Origin of the sequence: Aquitalea pelogenes (assembly GCF_001515305.1) — a bacterium.
Taxonomy (GTDB): Bacteria; Pseudomonadota; Gammaproteobacteria; order Burkholderiales; family Chromobacteriaceae; genus Aquitalea; species Aquitalea pelogenes.
Genome location: NZ_LNQV01000053.1, coordinates 1 through 16941 on the forward strand (window position 1 = coordinate 1; position 16941 = coordinate 16941).

Consider the following 16941-nt stretch of genomic DNA (forward strand, 5'->3'; position numbering starts at 1 on the left):
CGCCAGCGTTCAATCTGAGCCAGGATCAAACTCTTCAGTTCAATCTCATAGCAAATTTCTGGCACGCAAGATCAAAGAAAATAACAAGTATTTCTTGTCTTGCAGTGCAAGTATTTGGCTTTCGCCAAGTACTCACACCTATCGGTTATTCTGTTTTTTAAAGAGCGGTGCAGGTCGCTGCGTTTCGTTTCCGTCGCTGCGTTGTCTGCTGAGGAGGCGAACTATACCGCCCTGACCCACCCTCGTCAACACTTTGTGCGAAGAAATCTGTAATATTTGCAGATGGAAAATTCAAGTCATTGATTTTAAACAAACTGACCAATCTCACGCGCGAAAGAGCATGGTACAAGATGTGGCAGTCCTGGCTTTTGCTCATGATAATGGCGGCTTCCTAACTTTGCCCTAGCCGCCATCATGTCTGCTCCCACCTGGATTTTTGATCTCGACGACACGCTGCATCAGGCTAGCCTGGGTATCTTTGCCCATATCAGTCGCATGATGAACCTGTACATGGAGCGGCATCTGGATATGTCGGCGGAGGAGGCCCGGCAGTTGAGACTGCACTACTGGCATCGTTATGGTGCCACCCTGCAAGGACTTATGCGCCACCACGCTGTGGATGCCGGACATTTCCTGCAGGAGACCCACGTACTGGATGAGCTGTATCGCTGGCTGGTATGGGAACCATCCCTGGCAGCCACCCTGAAAGCACTGCCTGGCCGCAAGATTGTGCTGTCCAACGGACCGCAACACTATATAGAAGGGCTGCTGGATAAAATGGGCATACACCACCAGTTTGCAGCCTGCTATGGCATGGAAAAAATGCGCTTTCGTCCAAAACCTGACCGGCGTGGCTTTCGTTCCATGCTGCAGGCGGAGCGGCTTGATCCGGCACACTGCATCATGGTGGAGGATTCTCTACCCAATCTGTACGCAGCAAAATCCCTGGGGATGCGTACGGTGTGGATCAGCCGCCAGAGCCGCAAACCGGCTTTTGTCGATGTGCGTGTCAACAAACTGAGCCAGCTACTGCGGCAGCGCTGGTAACCATTGCCGCAGCAACCCTTACTGGCTTACCAGCGACCTTCGAAGAAGAAGCGACGATAGCGCTCCACCCAGGATGCAATGTGGTGACCGTTACCTTCCAGCCACTGCGGGTTGTAGTAGCTGTTGAGGTAGCGGTTGCCATCGTCGCAAATCAGCGTGACCACCGAGCCGTGCCGGCCATTACGTACCATGTCGCTGACCAGTTCACACACACCGAACAGATTGGTGCCGGTAGAACCACCACACTTACGCCCCATCACTTCTTCCAGGAAATGAATGGCAGCATAGCTGGCCACATTGGGTACGCGGACTACTTTATCGATAACGGTGGGGATGAAAGATGGTTCGACCCGCGGACGACCGATGCCCTCCACGCCAGAACCACCTTCGCAGCGGCAGTCTGCGTTACCACTGTAATAGCTGTCGTAGAACACCGAGTTTTCCGGGTCGACAACGCAGATCTGCGTCGAGAGTTTCTGATAACGCACATAGCGGCCAAAGGTTGCTGATGTGCCGCCGGTTCCTGCACCACAGACAATCCACTCCGGCACCGGGTTCGGTTCCAGTTCCATCTGCTTGAAGATGGTGTCGGCAATATTATTGTTACCACGCCAGTCTGTGGCACGTTCGGCATAGGTGAACTGGTCCATGTAGTGGCCATTCAGTTCTTGTGCCAGGCGACGGGATTCTTCATAGATGGTGGCCGGATCATCCACCAGATGACAGCGCCCACCGTAAAATTCGATGGCGCGGATTTTCTCTGCCGACGTGCCGCGCGGCATGACCGCGATGAAGGGCAGGCCCAGCAAGCGTGCAAAGTAGGCTTCCGAAACAGCGGTGCTGCCACTGGAAGCTTCGATGATGGTGGTGTTGTAGCGTATCCAGCCATTGCACAGGCCATACAGGAAGAGCGAACGCGCCAGGCGGTGCTTCAGGCTGCCGGTTGGGTGGGTGGATTCATCCTTGAAATACAACTGGATCTGCGGCAAGGCAGGAATCTGCAGTGGTATCAGGTGCGTGTCGCTGGAACGGTTGAAATCTGCTTCGATCTTGCGGATGGCTGTGCTGGCCCAATTGCCCATTTTTATCTCCTGAATGCATAAATTTAGAATACATTATTCTATTGCACGGAAATAAAAAAGCGCCTCCACGAGGAGGCGCTTTCTTGCGGCAAAACAAGTTGCTTAGAACTTGGTACCGATACCCAGGCCTACGACCAGCGGGTCGATCTTCAGGGTGCCAACTTGAGTGCCGTTGGAAGCCAGGCTTACGTCGGTCTTCATCCAGATCTTTTTCACGTCAACGTTGACGAAGAAGCTCTTGCTGATCGGGAAGTCAGCACCGATTTGCAGTGCCGGACCGTAGCTGTTCTTCTTCACTTTCAGATCAGCATTCACGCCCAGGTTGGCAGCATTCAGACCGGTATTGTAGAAACGGGTGTAGTTGATACCAGCACCTACGTACGGACGGAATACGCTGCTATCCGGGGAGAAGTGGTATTGAACGGTCAGGGTCGGCGGCAGGGTGGATACCTTGCCCAGGCTCTTGTCACCAGTACCGGCGTTGGCGGTCACTTCGTGACGGCTGGTACCCAGGATCAGTTCGGTACCGATGTTGTTGGTGATCATGTAGGTGAAGTCCAGTTCCGGAACGGTGTCGTCTTTTGCGTCGACACTCTTCAGGCCCAGGGAGTTACCCAGAGCAGCGTTGCTCCAGGAAGAGGACGGATTCACGTTGATCACGCGGAAACGCGCGATGATGTCGCCTTGAGCGGCGAAGGCGCTAGCGGAAATCAGACCGATGGCCGCAGCCAGAGCAAGCTTTTTCATTTGTATTCTCCAAGAGTGTAGGCAAGTTCACGGTCTTGGGCTTCTACCGTAATTGACTTTCTAATAGGCCGGCAGTAGCTTGCGACGTTCATAGCGGAGGTTATCCAAACCTTCCGGTCAAAACTTTGCTTAAGATCATGAAACAGTCATGAAATATGCCGACCTGCGGGACTTTGTTGCTCAACTGGAACAGCAAGGCGAATTGAAAAGAATCGATGTACCGGTATCGCCACATCTGGAAATAACCGAAATCGGCGACCGGGTACTGAAAGCCGGTGGCCCGGCCCTGCTGTTCACGCAAGCCCGGCACGATACGCAGTCCTATTCGATTCCGGTACTGGCCAATCTGTTTGGCACACCGAAGCGTGTTGCCATGGGCATGGGTGCCAGTGACGTCATGCAACTGAGAGAAATCGGCAAGACCTTGGCTTATCTGAAAGAGCCGGAACCGCCAAAGGGGCTGCGTGAGGCCTGGGACAAGCTGCCCTTGCTCAAGCAGGTGTTGTCCATGGCGCCCAAGGTGGTCAGCAAGGCGCCTTGCCAGCAGATTGTGTGGGAAGGTGACGATGTGGACTTGTCGCGCCTGCCCATCCAGCATTGCTGGCCGGGCGATGTGGCACCGCTGATTACCTGGGGCCTGACGGTAACCCGCGGCCCGAACAAGAAGCGGCAGAACCTGGGCATCTATCGCCAGCAGGTGATCGGCAAAAACCGCGTCATCATGCGCTGGCTGGCCCACCGTGGCGGTGCGCTGGATTATCGTGAATTCCGCCAGCAGAACCCGGACAAGCCCTACCCGGTGGCCGTGGTGCTGGGCTGCGACCCGGCGACCATTCTGGGCGCTGTCACTCCGGTGCCGGATACCTTGTCCGAATACCAGTTTGCCGGCTTGCTTCGCGGCAGTCGCACCGAGCTGGTGAAATGCATCGGCTCTGACCTGCAAGTGCCGGCACGGGCCGAGATTGTACTGGAAGGCCATATCCATCCCGATGACATGGCGCTGGAAGGCCCGTATGGCGACCATACCGGTTATTACAACGAGCAGGACTACTTCCCGGTATTCACCATCGACCGCATCACCATGCGCGAGAACCCCATCTATCACAGCACCTATACCGGCAAACCACCGGATGAGCCTGCGGTACTGGGCGTGGCACTGAATGAAGTATTCGTGCCCATCCTGCAAAAGCAGTTTCCGGAAATTGTCGATTTCTACTTGCCACCGGAAGGTTGCAGCTATCGCATGGCAGTCATCAGTATCAAGAAACAATACCCTGGTCATGCCAAGCGCGTGATGATGGGCTGCTGGAGCTTCCTGCGCCAGTTCATGTACACCAAGTTCATCATCGTGGTGGATGACGATGTGGACTGCCGCGACTGGAAGGAAGTGATGTGGGCAATCACCACCCGCATGGACCCGGTACGCGACACCACGCTGATCGAACACACGCCGATCGACTATCTGGACTTCGCCAGCCCGGTATCCGGACTTGGCGGCAAGATGGGACTGGATGCCACCAACAAGATGCCTGGCGAAACCAGTCGCGAATGGGGTGTGCCCATCGTGATGGATGACAGCATCAAGCAGAAGATTGATGTTTTATGGGCGCAACTGGGACTTTAAATGGACTGTCATCCCGGCTTGCTTACTGTCAGCCGGGAATGCCTGTTATCATCGCCGCGTCATTTAGTTACTGGAGTCATCATGTCTGATCTGCACAACCCCAATTCCGCCCAGCGCCTGAAGCGCCTGAACCATCGCCAGCGCAAGAAAATGCGTGTGGGCGAATACCGCGAGCTGGGTTTTCACCTGATCGCCACCATTGCCGCAGGTGTGGATGCAGATGCCCTGCTGGACGACTGGCTGAACTGCATTGATGAAGCTGCCATCAGCTTCGGCGGTCATTTTGATGGTAATGAAAGACTGGAAGGCGTGGTATTCCCGGTAGGCGAAGTTGCCATTACCGAAGAAATCCGTGCCAAGCTGGTTGCCTGGCTGCAAGCACGCAATGAAGTATCCAATGTGGAAGCTGGCGAGCTGATCGACCTGTGGCACACGGTATAAGCACACTGTGCCATACAAAAAACCGGCCTGGTGCCGGTTTTTTTACGTCTGCATATCAATGAAGACAAGGTCAGGACAGCTTGCGGAATACCCGGTACCCCACATACAGCCAGGTTTCCCGCGCCAGGAATTTCACCTTGTTGCTCCAGCTGACATAGCGGCTGGATTCGGTCGGTGCCGGTGCGGCGGCCATGCCCAGATCATGGGCCATCAGCACGGCACGGCGCATGTGCAGGGGGTCGCTCACCAGCAAGAATGAGCGGATACCAAAGGGCGATGCCAGCTTGTGAGCGTTTTCCAGATTCTGCCAGGTGGTGCGCGATTCGTTTTCCGCCAGCATGGCCGTCATCGGCACGCCCTGGCGCAGGGCAAATTCACGACCGACATCGGCCTCGGTAGGATAGCCGGGCTCCGGCGTGCCGCCGGTAAACACAATCCAGCGCACCCTGCCCTGCTTGTACAGCGTCACTGCATGGTTGATGCGTTCACGCAGCACCGGCGAGGGTTTGCTGCCCCAGGCCGCCGCGCCCAGCACCAGGGCGGCATCGGCCGGTTCCGTAGCGGGCTGGTCTGCATAACGTGCGATGCCCCAGGCCATATAGCCAAAGCCGAGCAGCACCAACAGCACGGCCAGCAGAAAACCTTTGAGCATCAGACGCAAATAAAGCATGAAGCAGTGGCGGCAGCGGGAAATAAAACCTGATTGTAACCCCGTTGTCCTGCGGATGGCAGTCGTTGGCGTCAGAGGGCATGGTCAAGCTGCGCCGGATGAACGTGGCAAGAACCGCCCTGCTGCTTACTTTTCCAGCTCCCAGATGGCAGCCTGTAGTGACTCCATGCGCTGACTCAGTGCCAGCTGGGCGTCGGCCAATGCCTGGTTATAGATATCGCGACCAATCTGCTGGGCGACAAATTCCAATAGGAACTGGGCATCAAAACTGCCGATTTCAAGTTGCAACTGGCTGGACAAATAAGACTGCAGGGCAGGTGCCAGTTGTTGCAATTGTTGCGGGCTGAGCGTGACGTGCGCGGTCATGGGGTGAATCCCGGGTTGCAAGCCCCGCATTGTGCCTTGCAGGAAGATGGCTGCAAAGCAATTGTTCTGCGCCCTTGACTCAATTTCAGCGCAAGAGGATGCGCCCCAGATCGACCAGGCCTTGCAGGCAGAGCCTGCCACCTTGCTGCTGCAAATGCTGGCCGGAACGGTAGCAGGCACAGTCGGCCAGCAGCGGTGGCAGCGGCTCCTGACCCAGTTGTAACTGAAGCTGGCCATTGTCGTGCAACAAGGTGATGGTATCGGCGGTGGCACGCCGGGCCAGCCGGGCCAGTTTGTCACTGGCAGGGGCCGGGCTGCTAAGCACCCGGCCGGAATGGAAGAAGCCAGCGCGCAGGACTTCTTGCTGACTGCGGCCATGTGCCGTCAGGCAGGCCAGCCAGCGCGGACTGACTTCCAGCCACCAGATCAGGGCTTGTATCATGATGAACTCCATTGTGCACTGCACAATATTTTATACATCGCCAGCCGCTGCGAGACAAGCAGTAAAAAAAATGGCCGGGTATTTACCCGGCCAACACAGGAAAGTCGGTACCGGACAAGTACCGACAGCAGAACACCGTTAAGACAGCCAGCGCGGCTGGGTCAATGCTTCGGGCAGCAGGGCTTCATCCAGCTGGGCGCGCTGCATCAGCCCGCGTTCCAGCACGATATCGTAGACACTGCCACCGGTGGCGTGCGCTCGGCAGCCACAGCGGTGGCGGCGGCGTAGCCGATGATGGGGTTGAGTGCGGTCACCAGGCCGATGGAGTTCAGCACATCAGCACGCAGCTTGGCCTCATTGGCGGTAATGCCCTTCACGCAGTGCTCGGTCAGCGTGCTGCAGGCGTTGGCCAGATGGCGCACGCTGCGGAACATGCTGTAGGCGATGACCGGCTCGAAAGCATTCAGCTGCAACTGGCCGCCTTCTGCCGCCATGGTGATGGTCATATCGTTGCCGATCACTTCAAACGCCACCTGGTTGACCACTTCCGGAATCACCGGATTGACCTTGCCCGGCATGATGGACGAACCGGCCTGACGCGCAGGCAGATTGATGTCGCCAATACCGGCACGCGGGCCGGAGGACAGCAGGCGCAAGTCATTGCAGGTTTTGGACAGTTTGACCGCCACGCGCTTGAGCACGCCGGAGAGCTGGACGAATGCACCGCAATCCTGGGTGGCTTCAATCAGGTTGGGAGCCGTCATCAGCTTGAGGCCGGTCAGTTCCGACAGATGCAGGCACACCAGCCGGGCATAGTCGGGATGAGCGGTAATACCAGTGCCGATGGCAGTGGCACCCAGATTGATTTCCAGCATCAGCGCACGCGCTTCGCTCAGGCGTTGTTCGTCTTCACCCAGCATCACGGCGTAGGTCTGGAACTCCTGACCCAGCGTCATCGGTACGGCATCCTGCAATTGGGTACGGCCCATTTTCAGGATGTTCTTGAATTCTTCCGCCTTGGCCGCAAAGGCTTCGCGCAGCACGAACATGGTGCGTTGCAGACGCAGCACACCCCAGTAGGTGGCCAGGCGCAAGGCGGTGGGATACACGTCGTTGGTGCTTTGGCCCATGTTGACGTGTTCGTTGGGGTGCAGCTTGTCGTACTCGCCCTTGCCATGGCCCAGGATTTCCAGCGCGCGGTTGGCAATGACTTCGTTGGCATTCATGTTGGTGGAAGTACCGGCCCCACCCTGAATCACATCCACCACAAACTGATCATGCAGCTTGCCTTCCACCAGCTCTTCACAAGCCACCACGATGGCACGGGTACGCACTTCGTCCAGCAGGCCCAGATCGCGGTTGGCCAGGGCTGCCGCTTTCTTGATTTGCGCCAGGGCGACAATCAGGTCGCCATAGCTGGCAATGGTCTGGCCAGTAATGGGGAAGTTTTCCACGGCACGCAGGGTGTGGACACCCCAGTAGGCGTCAGCCGGAACGGCGCGATCGCCAAGCAGGTCGTGTTCGATACGTGTGGACATGCAGCAGCCTTTGTTGGTGGTCTCCGTCAATACGGAGCGATGGGGGCAGACTGTAGGCTGGCAACGGGGGGATTGGCCAATTCCGATTCGCAATCACATCATGCAAATTTTGCATAACCATGTGAAACAAGGGATGAGAATGCCGACTATCAGCCCGACAAGCCCCTCGCTAACATGCCGCTACAGCAGTGCCTGGGAGCAAACCGGTCAGGGTTGGCGCTGGTAACTGACATCACCCACCTTGAGCAAATGGTACTGGCCATGCTGATAGCGCAGCACGGTAATGCTGCTATTGGGGATATCGCTGTGCTTGGCCTGCCCTGGCAGCAAAACTTCCAGAATGGTGAGAATGGCGCCGCCATGGCTGACCACCAGGACATTACCGCCGCCGGCCACCATGGCCTTGTCCACGATATCCTGCATGGCAGCACGCAACCGGGTGGTGATTTGCGGGTAGGTTTCCGCCCAGCCGCGCGGGTCGGCGTCATGAATGGCCTGGGCAATGGCGCTGTCGCTCATCTTGCTGGTGAATTCCGGCCAGTTTCCCCACTGTGGATCAAACTGCATGCCCTGCCTTGCAAATAATGGCGTCCACATTTCGGCATCCGGCCGGCCCTCGAAGCTGCCGTAATTCCACTCCCGCAGGCGCTCGTCTTCCTGTACCGGCAGTGGCTGCTGCCGACCCTGCGCCAGCACGATGCGGGCAGTGCTGCGCGCGCGCCCGAGGTCGCTGCTATGCACGGCAATGAAGGGAATGGATGCCAGACCACGGCCAGCCGCCTGTGCGCCTGCCACGCCGGCAGCAGTCAACGGGGTATCAGACCAGCCCTGTACCTGATTGGTGGTATTGAACATGGTTTTGCCGTGGCGCAATAAATAGATGTCTACCACCGGCTCATTCGCAGCCATTGTGAGATGGCAAAGCAGCAGGCTCACACAGCAAACCAGCCATGACATGAATTTCATTTCATTCCCCTGGACACGGTTACAGGACGCTGATGATGTTAGGTAATCGCGTATACCGTGCCAGCAGGCAAGTGCCGAAATGTCATGCGGTTTACTCCGAAACACCATGCACCTACCCCTATGGAGGGCTTTGCCGTCGGAACATTCCGCCTGGTTCAGGCGCTGCGCGCTTGCAGATAACTACACCGGCTGTGCGCTGCTGGCCAGATAGTCCCAGAAAGCATCCAGCTCGGGACGGCTGCGCTTGGTGTCGCGGTACAGGCGCACTTCCATGTCCACGCTCCAGCCGCTGGGGGCGGCCAATACCAGCTGACGGGAACGGACTTCACGCTGTACCGAGCTGGTTGGCAAAAACGCCACGCCATGCCCTTCCAGCACCATGTTTTTCAGTCCCTCGGCCATGTCGGTTTCGTAGCGCAGCGACAGGAAGGTGGGTTCAGGTGCCGCCTCCAGGATCAGGTCGGTCATCAGGCGGAAGTAGGCATTGCTGGCATAGCCCAGAAACGGCAGCGGCTGTGCGGCTGTGCCTGGCAGGGCGTAACGTGGCGTGTGGTCGGGATTGCTGCGCACATAAGGCCGCAGGGTTTCCACACCCAGCCGCAGGCCGCTGTAGCGCGGATCGCTAAAATCCACCGGCTGTTTGGGGTGGTGATAACACATCAGCAGATCGCAGCCGCCCTCCACGAAGGCCAGCAAGGCATCGTGCACATTGCTGGCCTGCAGGCGGCAGGACAGCGGGCCAAAACCCTGCTCCATGCGGGTCAGCCATTTGGGAAAGAAGGAAAAAGACAGGGTATGCGGTACGGCCAGGCTCAGCGTGCCGGCCGGCAAGGGTTGCAGCCCGCGTAACTGGGCGCGGGTGCTGTTGATTTGCGCCAGCATCTGTACCGCCTGTTCGCGCAGCAACTCGCCAGCCGCCGTCAGTCGGGTGGGATAGGTGGTGCGGTCGATCAGGTCGGCTCCGAACCAGCTTTCCAGCGACTTGATACGCCGGGAAAAGGCCGGTTGCGTCAGATGACGGATTTCGGCAGAACGGGTAAAGCTGCCGGTATCGGCCAGCACCAGAAAATCTTCCAGCCAGCGGGTTTCCATTGACCGACTCTCCCCTATTGCATGACATGATTTGTTTTATTAAATCAGCCAACTAATCAGACAATTCCCGGTCAATTCAGGCTGAATTTGATATTTTACAAGGTTGTACTGCGCATTGCCCCTACAATGCTGCAAAACCGAAAATTGTCTGACAATGAGAATCACACACACTATCTGGCGTGGCGTGCTGGGCCTGTTGCCCGGTGAAATTTCCAGCAACGAAACCGGCTGGCTGCTCAGCCCCCATCAACACATGCCCTTACTGCAACAGCGCCGCGCGCTGATGCTGATCAATCGCGTGCGCTTGTTTGCCTTGTTGTTTGCCCTGCTCACGCCCTTGTGGATTGTGGTGGACGTGCTGACCTTGCCTGCCGCGCTGTGGGAACGGCTGGTCACCATGCGCCTGCTGGCCACCGTGGCCTTTGCCGCCCTGGTGATGTGGTGTCCGCATGATGGCCGCTTGTTGCGGGCCTACCAGGGGATGGCCACCTTGTTTGCCATTCCCACGCTGTTTTACATCGGTTCGCACTTGTTGCTGACCCAGCATCATCTGGAGGGTGTTTCAGCCGCCATCGGCACCGGCTATGCATTTTTACCCTTTGTGCTGCTGGCCGCTTTTGCCATTTTTCCGCTGACTTTGCTGGAAAACCTCGCTTTTGTCATGCCGGTATTGCTGGCCTATGCGCTGGCCTGGGTCATGGACTGGTCGGTTGCCAGCTGGCCCTCGTTTGGCGGGGAGTTCTGGCTGCTGTCCTTGCTGGCCGGGGTATCGGCGCTGGCCGGCATCAGCCAGCTGGCCTTCATCATTGCGCTGGTGGGGCAAACCATCCGCGACCCGCTGACCACGGCATTCTCGCGCCGCAGTGGCATCGAAATGCTGGAGCTGCAACTGGTGAATGCAGAAAGAAACCAGCTGCCGCTGGCCATTGCCTTCATCGACATGGATCACTTCAAAAGCATCAATGATGTGTTTGGCCATGCCGCAGGAGACAAGACCCTGAAGCTGCTGGTGCAGCAAATCCAGCAGAACATGCGCCGTGGCGATGTGCTGGTGCGCTGGGGCGGAGAGGAGTTTTTGCTGTTGATGCCCAATACCGACCGGGTGCAGGCGGAGATTGCACTGGAGCGGCTGCGCCAGCAGGGCCTCGGCCAGCGGCCGGATGGCAGCCCCCTGACGGCAAGTATCGGCCTGGCCGAGCGCCTGGCGGACAAGTGCAATGCGCGCCGCCAGCTGGTGGAGCTGGCCGATGCGCGCATGTACCGTGCCAAGCAGCTGGGGCGCAATCAGGTGGTCAGCCGCTAGGCGGCCCTTGTTTTACCCCTGTTGCAGTACCACCCAGTCCTGGGTTGCCGGAGCGGCGCGGAATTCGTGCACCACCTGCTGCATCAGCGCAAATGCCTGTGCTCCATCCAGCGCGCGGCAGGCTTCATCCAGCTGCTGCATGAAGTGTTGCAGCTCCTCTGCCGGCAGATGGTATTCCTGTGCCCGCAGGATGCGCGGGTGATCGGTGGGCAGTACGTTGTCGCCGATCAGCAGCTCTTCGTACAGCTTCTCACCCGGGCGCAGCCCGGAGAAGCGGATTTCGATATCGCCGCCCGGATGCTTGTCGTCACGCACTTCCAGCCCGGACAGATGCACCATGCGGCGCGCCAGTTCGGCAATTTTCACCGGCTCGCCCATGTCCAGTACAAACACGTCCCCACCCTCGCCCATCGCCCCGGCCTGAATCACCAGCTGGGCTGCTTCCGGAATGGTCATGAAGTAGCGGGTGATGTCCGGGTGAGTGACCGTGACCGGCCCGCCAGCCTTGATCTGCTTCTTGAACAGGGGCACCACCGAACCAGAGCTGCCCAGCACATTGCCAAAACGCACCATGACAAAACGGGTGTTGCTGCCGCTGGCGTGACGGCCCTGCAAGGTGAGTTCGGCCAGCCGCTTGGTGGCGCCCATCACATTGGTGGGGCGGACCGCCTTGTCGGTGGAAATCAGCACGAAGGTGTCCACGCCGCAGTCTTCTGCCGCGCGCGCAGTGGTATCGGTACCAAAGGCATTGTTGACGATGCCGGCCACCGGATTGTGCTCCACCATCGGCACATGCTTGTACGCCGCGGCGTGATACACCGTTTCCACGGCAAAGCTGCGCATGATCTGGCACAGGCGGGCATAGTCGGTGACCGAGCCCAGCAAGGGCGTGCGCGGAATGTCCGGTGCCAGCTGTGACAGTTCCTGGTCGATGGCGTAGAGGGCAAATTCCGTCAGTTCGAACAGCACGATGCGCGCCGGATTGTTGCGGGCAATCTGCCGTACCAGCTCGGAACCGATGGAACCACCGGCACCGGTCACCATCACCACCCGGCCCTGGATGTTGCGGGCCAGCAGTTCGGGACGCGGCGGTACCGGGTCGCGGCCCAGCAGATCTTCGATTTCCACTTCCTTGAGTTCTTCCACCCGCGCTTCGCCCGATACCAGGTCAGCCATGCCAGGCAGACGCTTGATGGGAATGCGCAGGTGTTCCAGTGACTCGAGGATTTCGCGCTGACGGCCACGGCTGACCGAGGGCATGGCCAGCAGGATGCAGCTGGCAGCAGTTTCCTCGATCAGCAGCGGCAAATCTTCCGGCGCATGTACGGTCAGGCCGCGATAGGTACGCCGCCAGCTTTCCGGATTGTCATCGACAAAGGCCATCGGCCGGTATTCCTTGCCTGCCTGCAAGGCCAGCATCAGCTGTACACCCGCCTGGCCGGCACCGTAGATGATGACGTGTTCACGCGGGGCATCCACTGAATCGATCCGCCGCACCAGGCCGCGCAGCACGAAGCGGCTGCCGCCGATATAGGCCATGGCGAACATCCAGAAGATGATGATGGACGAGCGCGGGAAGGGTGCAATGCGCGCCATCACGATCACCGCCGTCAACACCAGCACCGCCAGGCTGACCCCGGTAAACACGGTGTAGACGATCTTGTCATCCAGATACTTCAGCACCGCGCGATAGAGGCCCAGCTTGACGAAGATGGGAATCACCCACAGCGGCGGCACGATGAAGATCCACAGGTACGGGTCCAGCTTAGGGTCCCAGTAGCCGCCCAGGCGCAGCACCACGGCGCTCCACAGGGCCAGCGGCAGCAGCAGCGCATCCATCAGCGCCAGCAGGGCCATCTTGTTGTGACGGGAAAAGGTCAGCAGTTTGTCTAGCATGTCGAATCGACTTTCACGGCCATCAGCGCAGCACGATTTTCAGCAAGGTGGCGAAGATGATGCGGATATCTTCCAGCAGGCTGTGGGTTTGTGCATAACGCACGTAATAGCCCAGTTTTTCCGGCAGGATCTGTTCGATATAAGCGCGTTCCGGGTCCGCCGCGCGGCCCAGGATCTCGTTTTCATCAATCATGCGGATGGAGGCCCAGTCGGTGATGCCGGGGCGTACCGACAGCACGATGTCTTTGACTTCATCAGGGTAGTGCGCCACATACTTGGGCACTTCCGGGCGCGGGCCCACCAGGCTCATGTCGCCGAACAGCACGTCCAGCAATTGCGGCAGTTCATCCAGCTTGCTCTTGCGCAAAAAACGCCCGGCACCGGTGACGCGGCTGTCCGCGCCCACGGTCAGCTGGCCCTGCACTTCGGTATTCACCTGCATGGTGCGGAATTTGTGGATGCGAAACAGCATGCCGCCCCGCCCTACCCGTACCTGGCGGAAAAACACCGGGCCGGGGGAATCGAGCTTGATCCACAAGGCAACCAGCAGCAGCGGCGCGGCCAGCAGCAGCAGGCCGATGCTGGACGCAATCAGGTCGAACAGGCGCTTGAGCAGTGCCGACCCGGCACCCGGCGGACGGCAGCATGGCGGTAACAAGGCCGGGCCTTCACCCGGCTGCAAAGGCTGGTGCTGACTCATGCGCCCAGGATCTCACGCACGGCGGCAATCACGCGGGTCTGATCGTCCTCGGTCATGCGGGTATACAGCGGCAGGGTGACTTCGGCCTCGAAGGCGGCATCCGCCACCGGGAAGGCGGCACGGTCCAGTTGGTAACCATCGCGCCATACCGGCTGGCGATGCAGCGGAATGAAGTGTACCGAGCAGCCAATGCCCTTTTCCGCCATGCGGACGATAAAGTCATCTCGGCTGATGCCGGCTTCCGGCTTGATACGTACCGGATAGAGATGCCAGGCATGGCGATCCCCGGCATGGGCGGGGCGTGCTGGCAGGATCAAGGGCAGGTCGGCCAGCTCACGGTCAAAGCGCTGGGCCATGACTTCGCGCTTTTCGCGGAAGGCGACAATCTTCTTCAGCTGGTGGATGCCCATGGCAGCGGCAGTGTCCGGCATATTGTATTTGAAGCCGGGGGCAATCACTTCGTAGTACCAGGCCGGGGTCTTGGACACGTAGCGGTCGAAGGCGTCACGGCTGATGCCATGCAGACGCATGATCTTGCAGCGGGCAATGATGTCCTTGTTCTTCGATACCACCATGCCGCCTTCGCCGGTGGTCATGGTTTTGTTGGCGTAGAAGCTGAACACGGTGACGTCCGAATCCAGCGTGCCCACCAGCTTGCCCTTGTAGGTGGTCGGCAGCGCGTGCGCAGCGTCTTCCACCACTTTCAGGCCATGTTCGCGGGCGATGGCGATGATTTCGTCCATCTCGCACGCGAGGCCGGCAAAGTGCACCGGCATGATGGCGCGGGTTTTCGGCGTGATGGCGGCACGGATGGCAGCCGGGCTGATATTGAAAGTGGCCGGGTCCACATCCACCACGACCGGGTCTGCGCCCAGATAGCGCACCACTTCGGCCGTGGCAGTAAAGGTGTAGCTGGGGACAATCACTTCGTCACCCGGCTGGATGCCGATGGCTTCCAGCGCCAGATGCAGGCCGGCGGTGGCGGAGTTTACGGCAATCGCTTCCACACCTTCGCCGATGAAGGCAGCAAAGTCGGCTTCGAACTGCTTGGTCTTGGGGCCGGTGGTCACCCAGCCGGAACGCAGGGCGTCGACCACTTCATTGATTTCGTCTTCGCCGATATCCGGCAGGGCAAAGGGCAGGAATTTCTGTTCGCTCATTTTCGTCATCTTCAATAGGCGTCGTTGTTTATGGCTGGCAGCCGACGCATGGTTGCCAGTCGCGTTCCGGTCTTGTCAGCGGCGCTTGGAGCGGCTAACAAAATAGCGTAGCGGCCCTGGGACAAGGCACGCCGCAGCAGCAGGTTTTTTGTCAGCTGCTCTTTCTTACTGGCGGGCCAGATTGTCCGTCGCCGGCTTCTCTTTCAGCGCATCGGCGGCGCGCTTGCCCAGCTTCTGCGTGGGCAGCTCCACCCAGCGGTTGATGGCCAGCGCCAGATACCAGGTCATCACGGTGGCGGCGGCCACCAGCAGCCACCACGGCAGATTGTACATAGCCAGCACTTCCATCAGCACGTAGCCCGCATTGGAATGACAGACATACCAGGCATAGCTGACCGCAGCCACGCGTGCCAGCCACGGGCTGCTCCACAGCGCCGGGCGCAGCACGCCCAGCACGAACAGGCCGATGCCGATGGCGTAGCTGCCGTACAGCTCGGGCGATGGCCAGTTGGTCACCCACACAAACAGGGCCAAGAGGCCGACAAAATGCAGCACGGTTTCCACGGCACCGGCCTGGCCGGTGAGGTAGAAATAACACCAGCACCCGGCAAACATCAGCGGGAAATAACACACCACCGAGGACAGGAAATACTGGTCATAGGCCCAGAAATGCGCCAGCTGGCCGTGCAGGCCTTGCGCATCCGGGCCACGGCACAGCATGGCCACCAACGGCAGCAGCAGCCAGATGGCCCACTTGATGCGTTTGCCGGTCAGCGCAAACGCCGTACCCAGCAAGGCGTAAAACCACAGTTCCACCTTCAGCGTCCACATCACCGGGTCGATATTGCGCCCACCCAGCATGTCCTGAAAGGCAATGCTGACATGGCCGATGACATCGCGCCCGGTAATGTCGAAGTCGTTATCGGCCAGCCAGGCGGCAATCCACAAGGCAAGCAGTGTCACCGCCAGTCCGGCCCAGTAGGTGGGGTAGATGCGGAACACTCGCGACACGGCAAAACGCAAGCCACCCATGCGGGTGAGCGACAGCGGAATCAGCAGTCCGGAAATCAGCAGGAACAGCCCTACGCCTACCGCGCCCAGATTGAAGGGCAATACAAAAGATGCCCCGGCGTAACCTTCCAGCGGGTCCATATTCAGGATGTCGCTGATGCGCTCGCGATGCTGCCAGAAGGTCTGGGTAAAGTGAAACAGGATCACACACAGGATGGCCACGCCTCGCAGGCCATCGGCAAAATCAAAACGGATATGCTGCTTCTTGCTACTCATCCACTACTCACCTGTCTCCCGGTGTTGCATCACGCCGGCCATGGAGGTTAAAACCGCTATTATCCTCGCCGTTAGTACAGGTTTGCACGGTTTTTTGTCTATCTTCTACACTCGCAAACGACTGCTGCAAATCAAACTGCGCCAGATTGGCAGTGAAGATATCCGTCGGTGCGGCCTGACTGCGCTCACCGCGGCGACGCAGTTGCCTGACCAGCATTTCCACCAGCGTCAGTGGCAGAAACAGCAATACCAGCACGATCCAGCCCACAGCATGCCCATGCGCCAGCAGCTTCAGCCACTCCGGGGCTGGCTGCCCGCCACCGCCATACTTGTCCCAGAAAAACATCGCACCACAGAACAAGCCGAACCAGCCGACCAACAAGCCGGTCTGCAGACGTGGCCACTGCTGCCAGCTGGCCAGCGCATAGGCGGCCAGATACAGCAGCACCTGGGCCAGCCCCCAGCCCAGGCCGTTTTGCAAGGCCATGGCCAGCAGCACCATGCTGACAAAAAATACCGCAAGGCAAGTGGCCAGCTTCAGCCCCAGCCGCAGCAGTTTTCCCAGCAGATGCAACATGGC

16 protein-coding genes and 1 pseudogene are annotated in these 16941 nt (G+C 58.9%); 4 read left to right on the forward strand and 13 right to left on the reverse strand.

Annotation, left to right across the window (positions count from 1 at the left end; all coding sequences use genetic code 11):
* The first annotated feature begins 414 nt into the window (after window positions 1-414).
* Window positions 415-1047: a pyrimidine 5'-nucleotidase gene (locus AWT75_RS17550; protein ID WP_193394102.1), complete on the forward strand. Its 633-nt coding sequence runs from the start codon at window positions 415-417 to the stop codon at window positions 1045-1047.
* A gap of 26 nt (window positions 1048-1073) precedes the next feature.
* On the opposite strand, the gene AWT75_RS17555 is transcribed toward AWT75_RS17550, so the two are convergent.
* Together AWT75_RS17555 and AWT75_RS17560 are read right to left on the reverse strand one after the other, a co-directional pair.
* Window positions 1074-2129 (reverse strand): PLP-dependent cysteine synthase family protein, encoded by a 1056-nt coding sequence (locus tag AWT75_RS17555; RefSeq protein ID WP_062790823.1) that lies wholly within the window; start codon window positions 2127-2129, stop codon window positions 1074-1076.
* 102 nt (window positions 2130-2231) lie between these two features.
* Window positions 2232-2876, reverse strand: a complete 645-nt coding sequence (locus AWT75_RS17560; RefSeq protein ID WP_062790825.1) for an OmpW/AlkL family protein — start codon at window positions 2874-2876, stop codon at window positions 2232-2234.
* A gap of 148 nt (window positions 2877-3024) precedes the next feature.
* Here AWT75_RS17560 and ubiD point away from each other — a divergent pair, with 148 nt between their 5' ends.
* Both ubiD and AWT75_RS17570 read left to right on the forward strand, forming a co-directional pair.
* The gene (gene ubiD, locus AWT75_RS17565) at window positions 3025-4500 is read left to right on the forward strand and encodes a 4-hydroxy-3-polyprenylbenzoate decarboxylase (protein WP_062790827.1); all 1476 of its coding nucleotides are present in this window, start codon (window positions 3025-3027) and stop codon (window positions 4498-4500) included.
* Between the two features lie 81 nt (window positions 4501-4581).
* Window positions 4582-4941, forward strand: coding sequence for a YggL family protein (locus AWT75_RS17570; protein WP_062790829.1), 360 nt, complete (start codon window positions 4582-4584; stop codon window positions 4939-4941).
* Between the two features lie 70 nt (window positions 4942-5011).
* On the opposite strand, the gene AWT75_RS17575 is transcribed toward AWT75_RS17570, so the two are convergent.
* The 6 genes and pseudogenes from AWT75_RS17575 to AWT75_RS17600 all read right to left on the reverse strand — a co-directional run bounded on the left by AWT75_RS17575 (window position 5012) and on the right by AWT75_RS17600 (window position 10015).
* Window positions 5012-5611 (reverse strand): YdcF family protein, encoded by a 600-nt coding sequence (locus tag AWT75_RS17575; protein ID WP_045848855.1) that lies wholly within the window; start codon window positions 5609-5611, stop codon window positions 5012-5014.
* Between the two features lie 126 nt (window positions 5612-5737).
* Complete coding sequence (locus AWT75_RS17580; protein ID WP_045848861.1) at window positions 5738-5977, reverse strand: DUF2164 domain-containing protein; 240 nt, start codon at window positions 5975-5977, stop codon at window positions 5738-5740.
* Between the two features lie 85 nt (window positions 5978-6062).
* Window positions 6063-6419: a hypothetical protein gene (locus tag AWT75_RS17585; RefSeq protein WP_153013372.1), complete on the reverse strand. Its 357-nt coding sequence runs from the start codon at window positions 6417-6419 to the stop codon at window positions 6063-6065.
* Window positions 6420-6557: 138 nt separating this feature from the next.
* A pseudogene (gene aspA, locus AWT75_RS17590) lies at window positions 6558-7957 on the reverse strand (aspartate ammonia-lyase).
* Window positions 7958-8164: 207 nt separating this feature from the next.
* Window positions 8165-8866, reverse strand: a complete 702-nt coding sequence (locus tag AWT75_RS17595; RefSeq protein WP_062790833.1) for a histidine phosphatase family protein — start codon at window positions 8864-8866, stop codon at window positions 8165-8167.
* Between the two features lie 237 nt (window positions 8867-9103).
* Complete coding sequence (locus tag AWT75_RS17600) at window positions 9104-10015, reverse strand: LysR family transcriptional regulator (protein WP_062790835.1); 912 nt, start codon at window positions 10013-10015, stop codon at window positions 9104-9106.
* A gap of 154 nt (window positions 10016-10169) precedes the next feature.
* Here AWT75_RS17600 and AWT75_RS17605 point away from each other — a divergent pair, with 154 nt between their 5' ends.
* Window positions 10170-11318, forward strand: coding sequence for a GGDEF domain-containing protein (locus AWT75_RS17605; protein ID WP_062790837.1), 1149 nt, complete (start codon window positions 10170-10172; stop codon window positions 11316-11318).
* Window positions 11319-11330: 12 nt separating this feature from the next.
* On the opposite strand, the gene AWT75_RS17610 is transcribed toward AWT75_RS17605, so the two are convergent.
* The 5 genes from AWT75_RS17610 to AWT75_RS17630 form a co-directional block, all read right to left on the reverse strand.
* Entirely contained in the window at window positions 11331-13214 is a 1884-nt protein-coding gene (locus AWT75_RS17610; protein WP_045848849.1) for a polysaccharide biosynthesis protein, read from the reverse strand.
* A gap of 22 nt (window positions 13215-13236) precedes the next feature.
* The gene (locus tag AWT75_RS17615) at window positions 13237-13914 is read right to left on the reverse strand and encodes a sugar transferase (RefSeq protein WP_062790839.1); all 678 of its coding nucleotides are present in this window, start codon (window positions 13912-13914) and stop codon (window positions 13237-13239) included.
* Window positions 13911-15074 (reverse strand): DegT/DnrJ/EryC1/StrS family aminotransferase, encoded by a 1164-nt coding sequence (locus tag AWT75_RS17620; protein ID WP_062790841.1) that lies wholly within the window; start codon window positions 15072-15074, stop codon window positions 13911-13913. Before AWT75_RS17620 ends, AWT75_RS17615 begins: the two co-directional genes overlap by 4 nt.
* 165 nt (window positions 15075-15239) lie before the next feature.
* Window positions 15240-16361, reverse strand: coding sequence for an acyltransferase family protein (locus AWT75_RS17625; protein ID WP_062790843.1), 1122 nt, complete (start codon window positions 16359-16361; stop codon window positions 15240-15242).
* A 7-nt stretch (window positions 16362-16368) separates the two neighbouring features.
* Window positions 16369-16938, reverse strand: coding sequence for a hypothetical protein (locus AWT75_RS17630; protein WP_062790846.1), 570 nt, complete (start codon window positions 16936-16938; stop codon window positions 16369-16371).
* Between the last annotated feature and the right edge of the window lie 3 nt (window positions 16939-16941).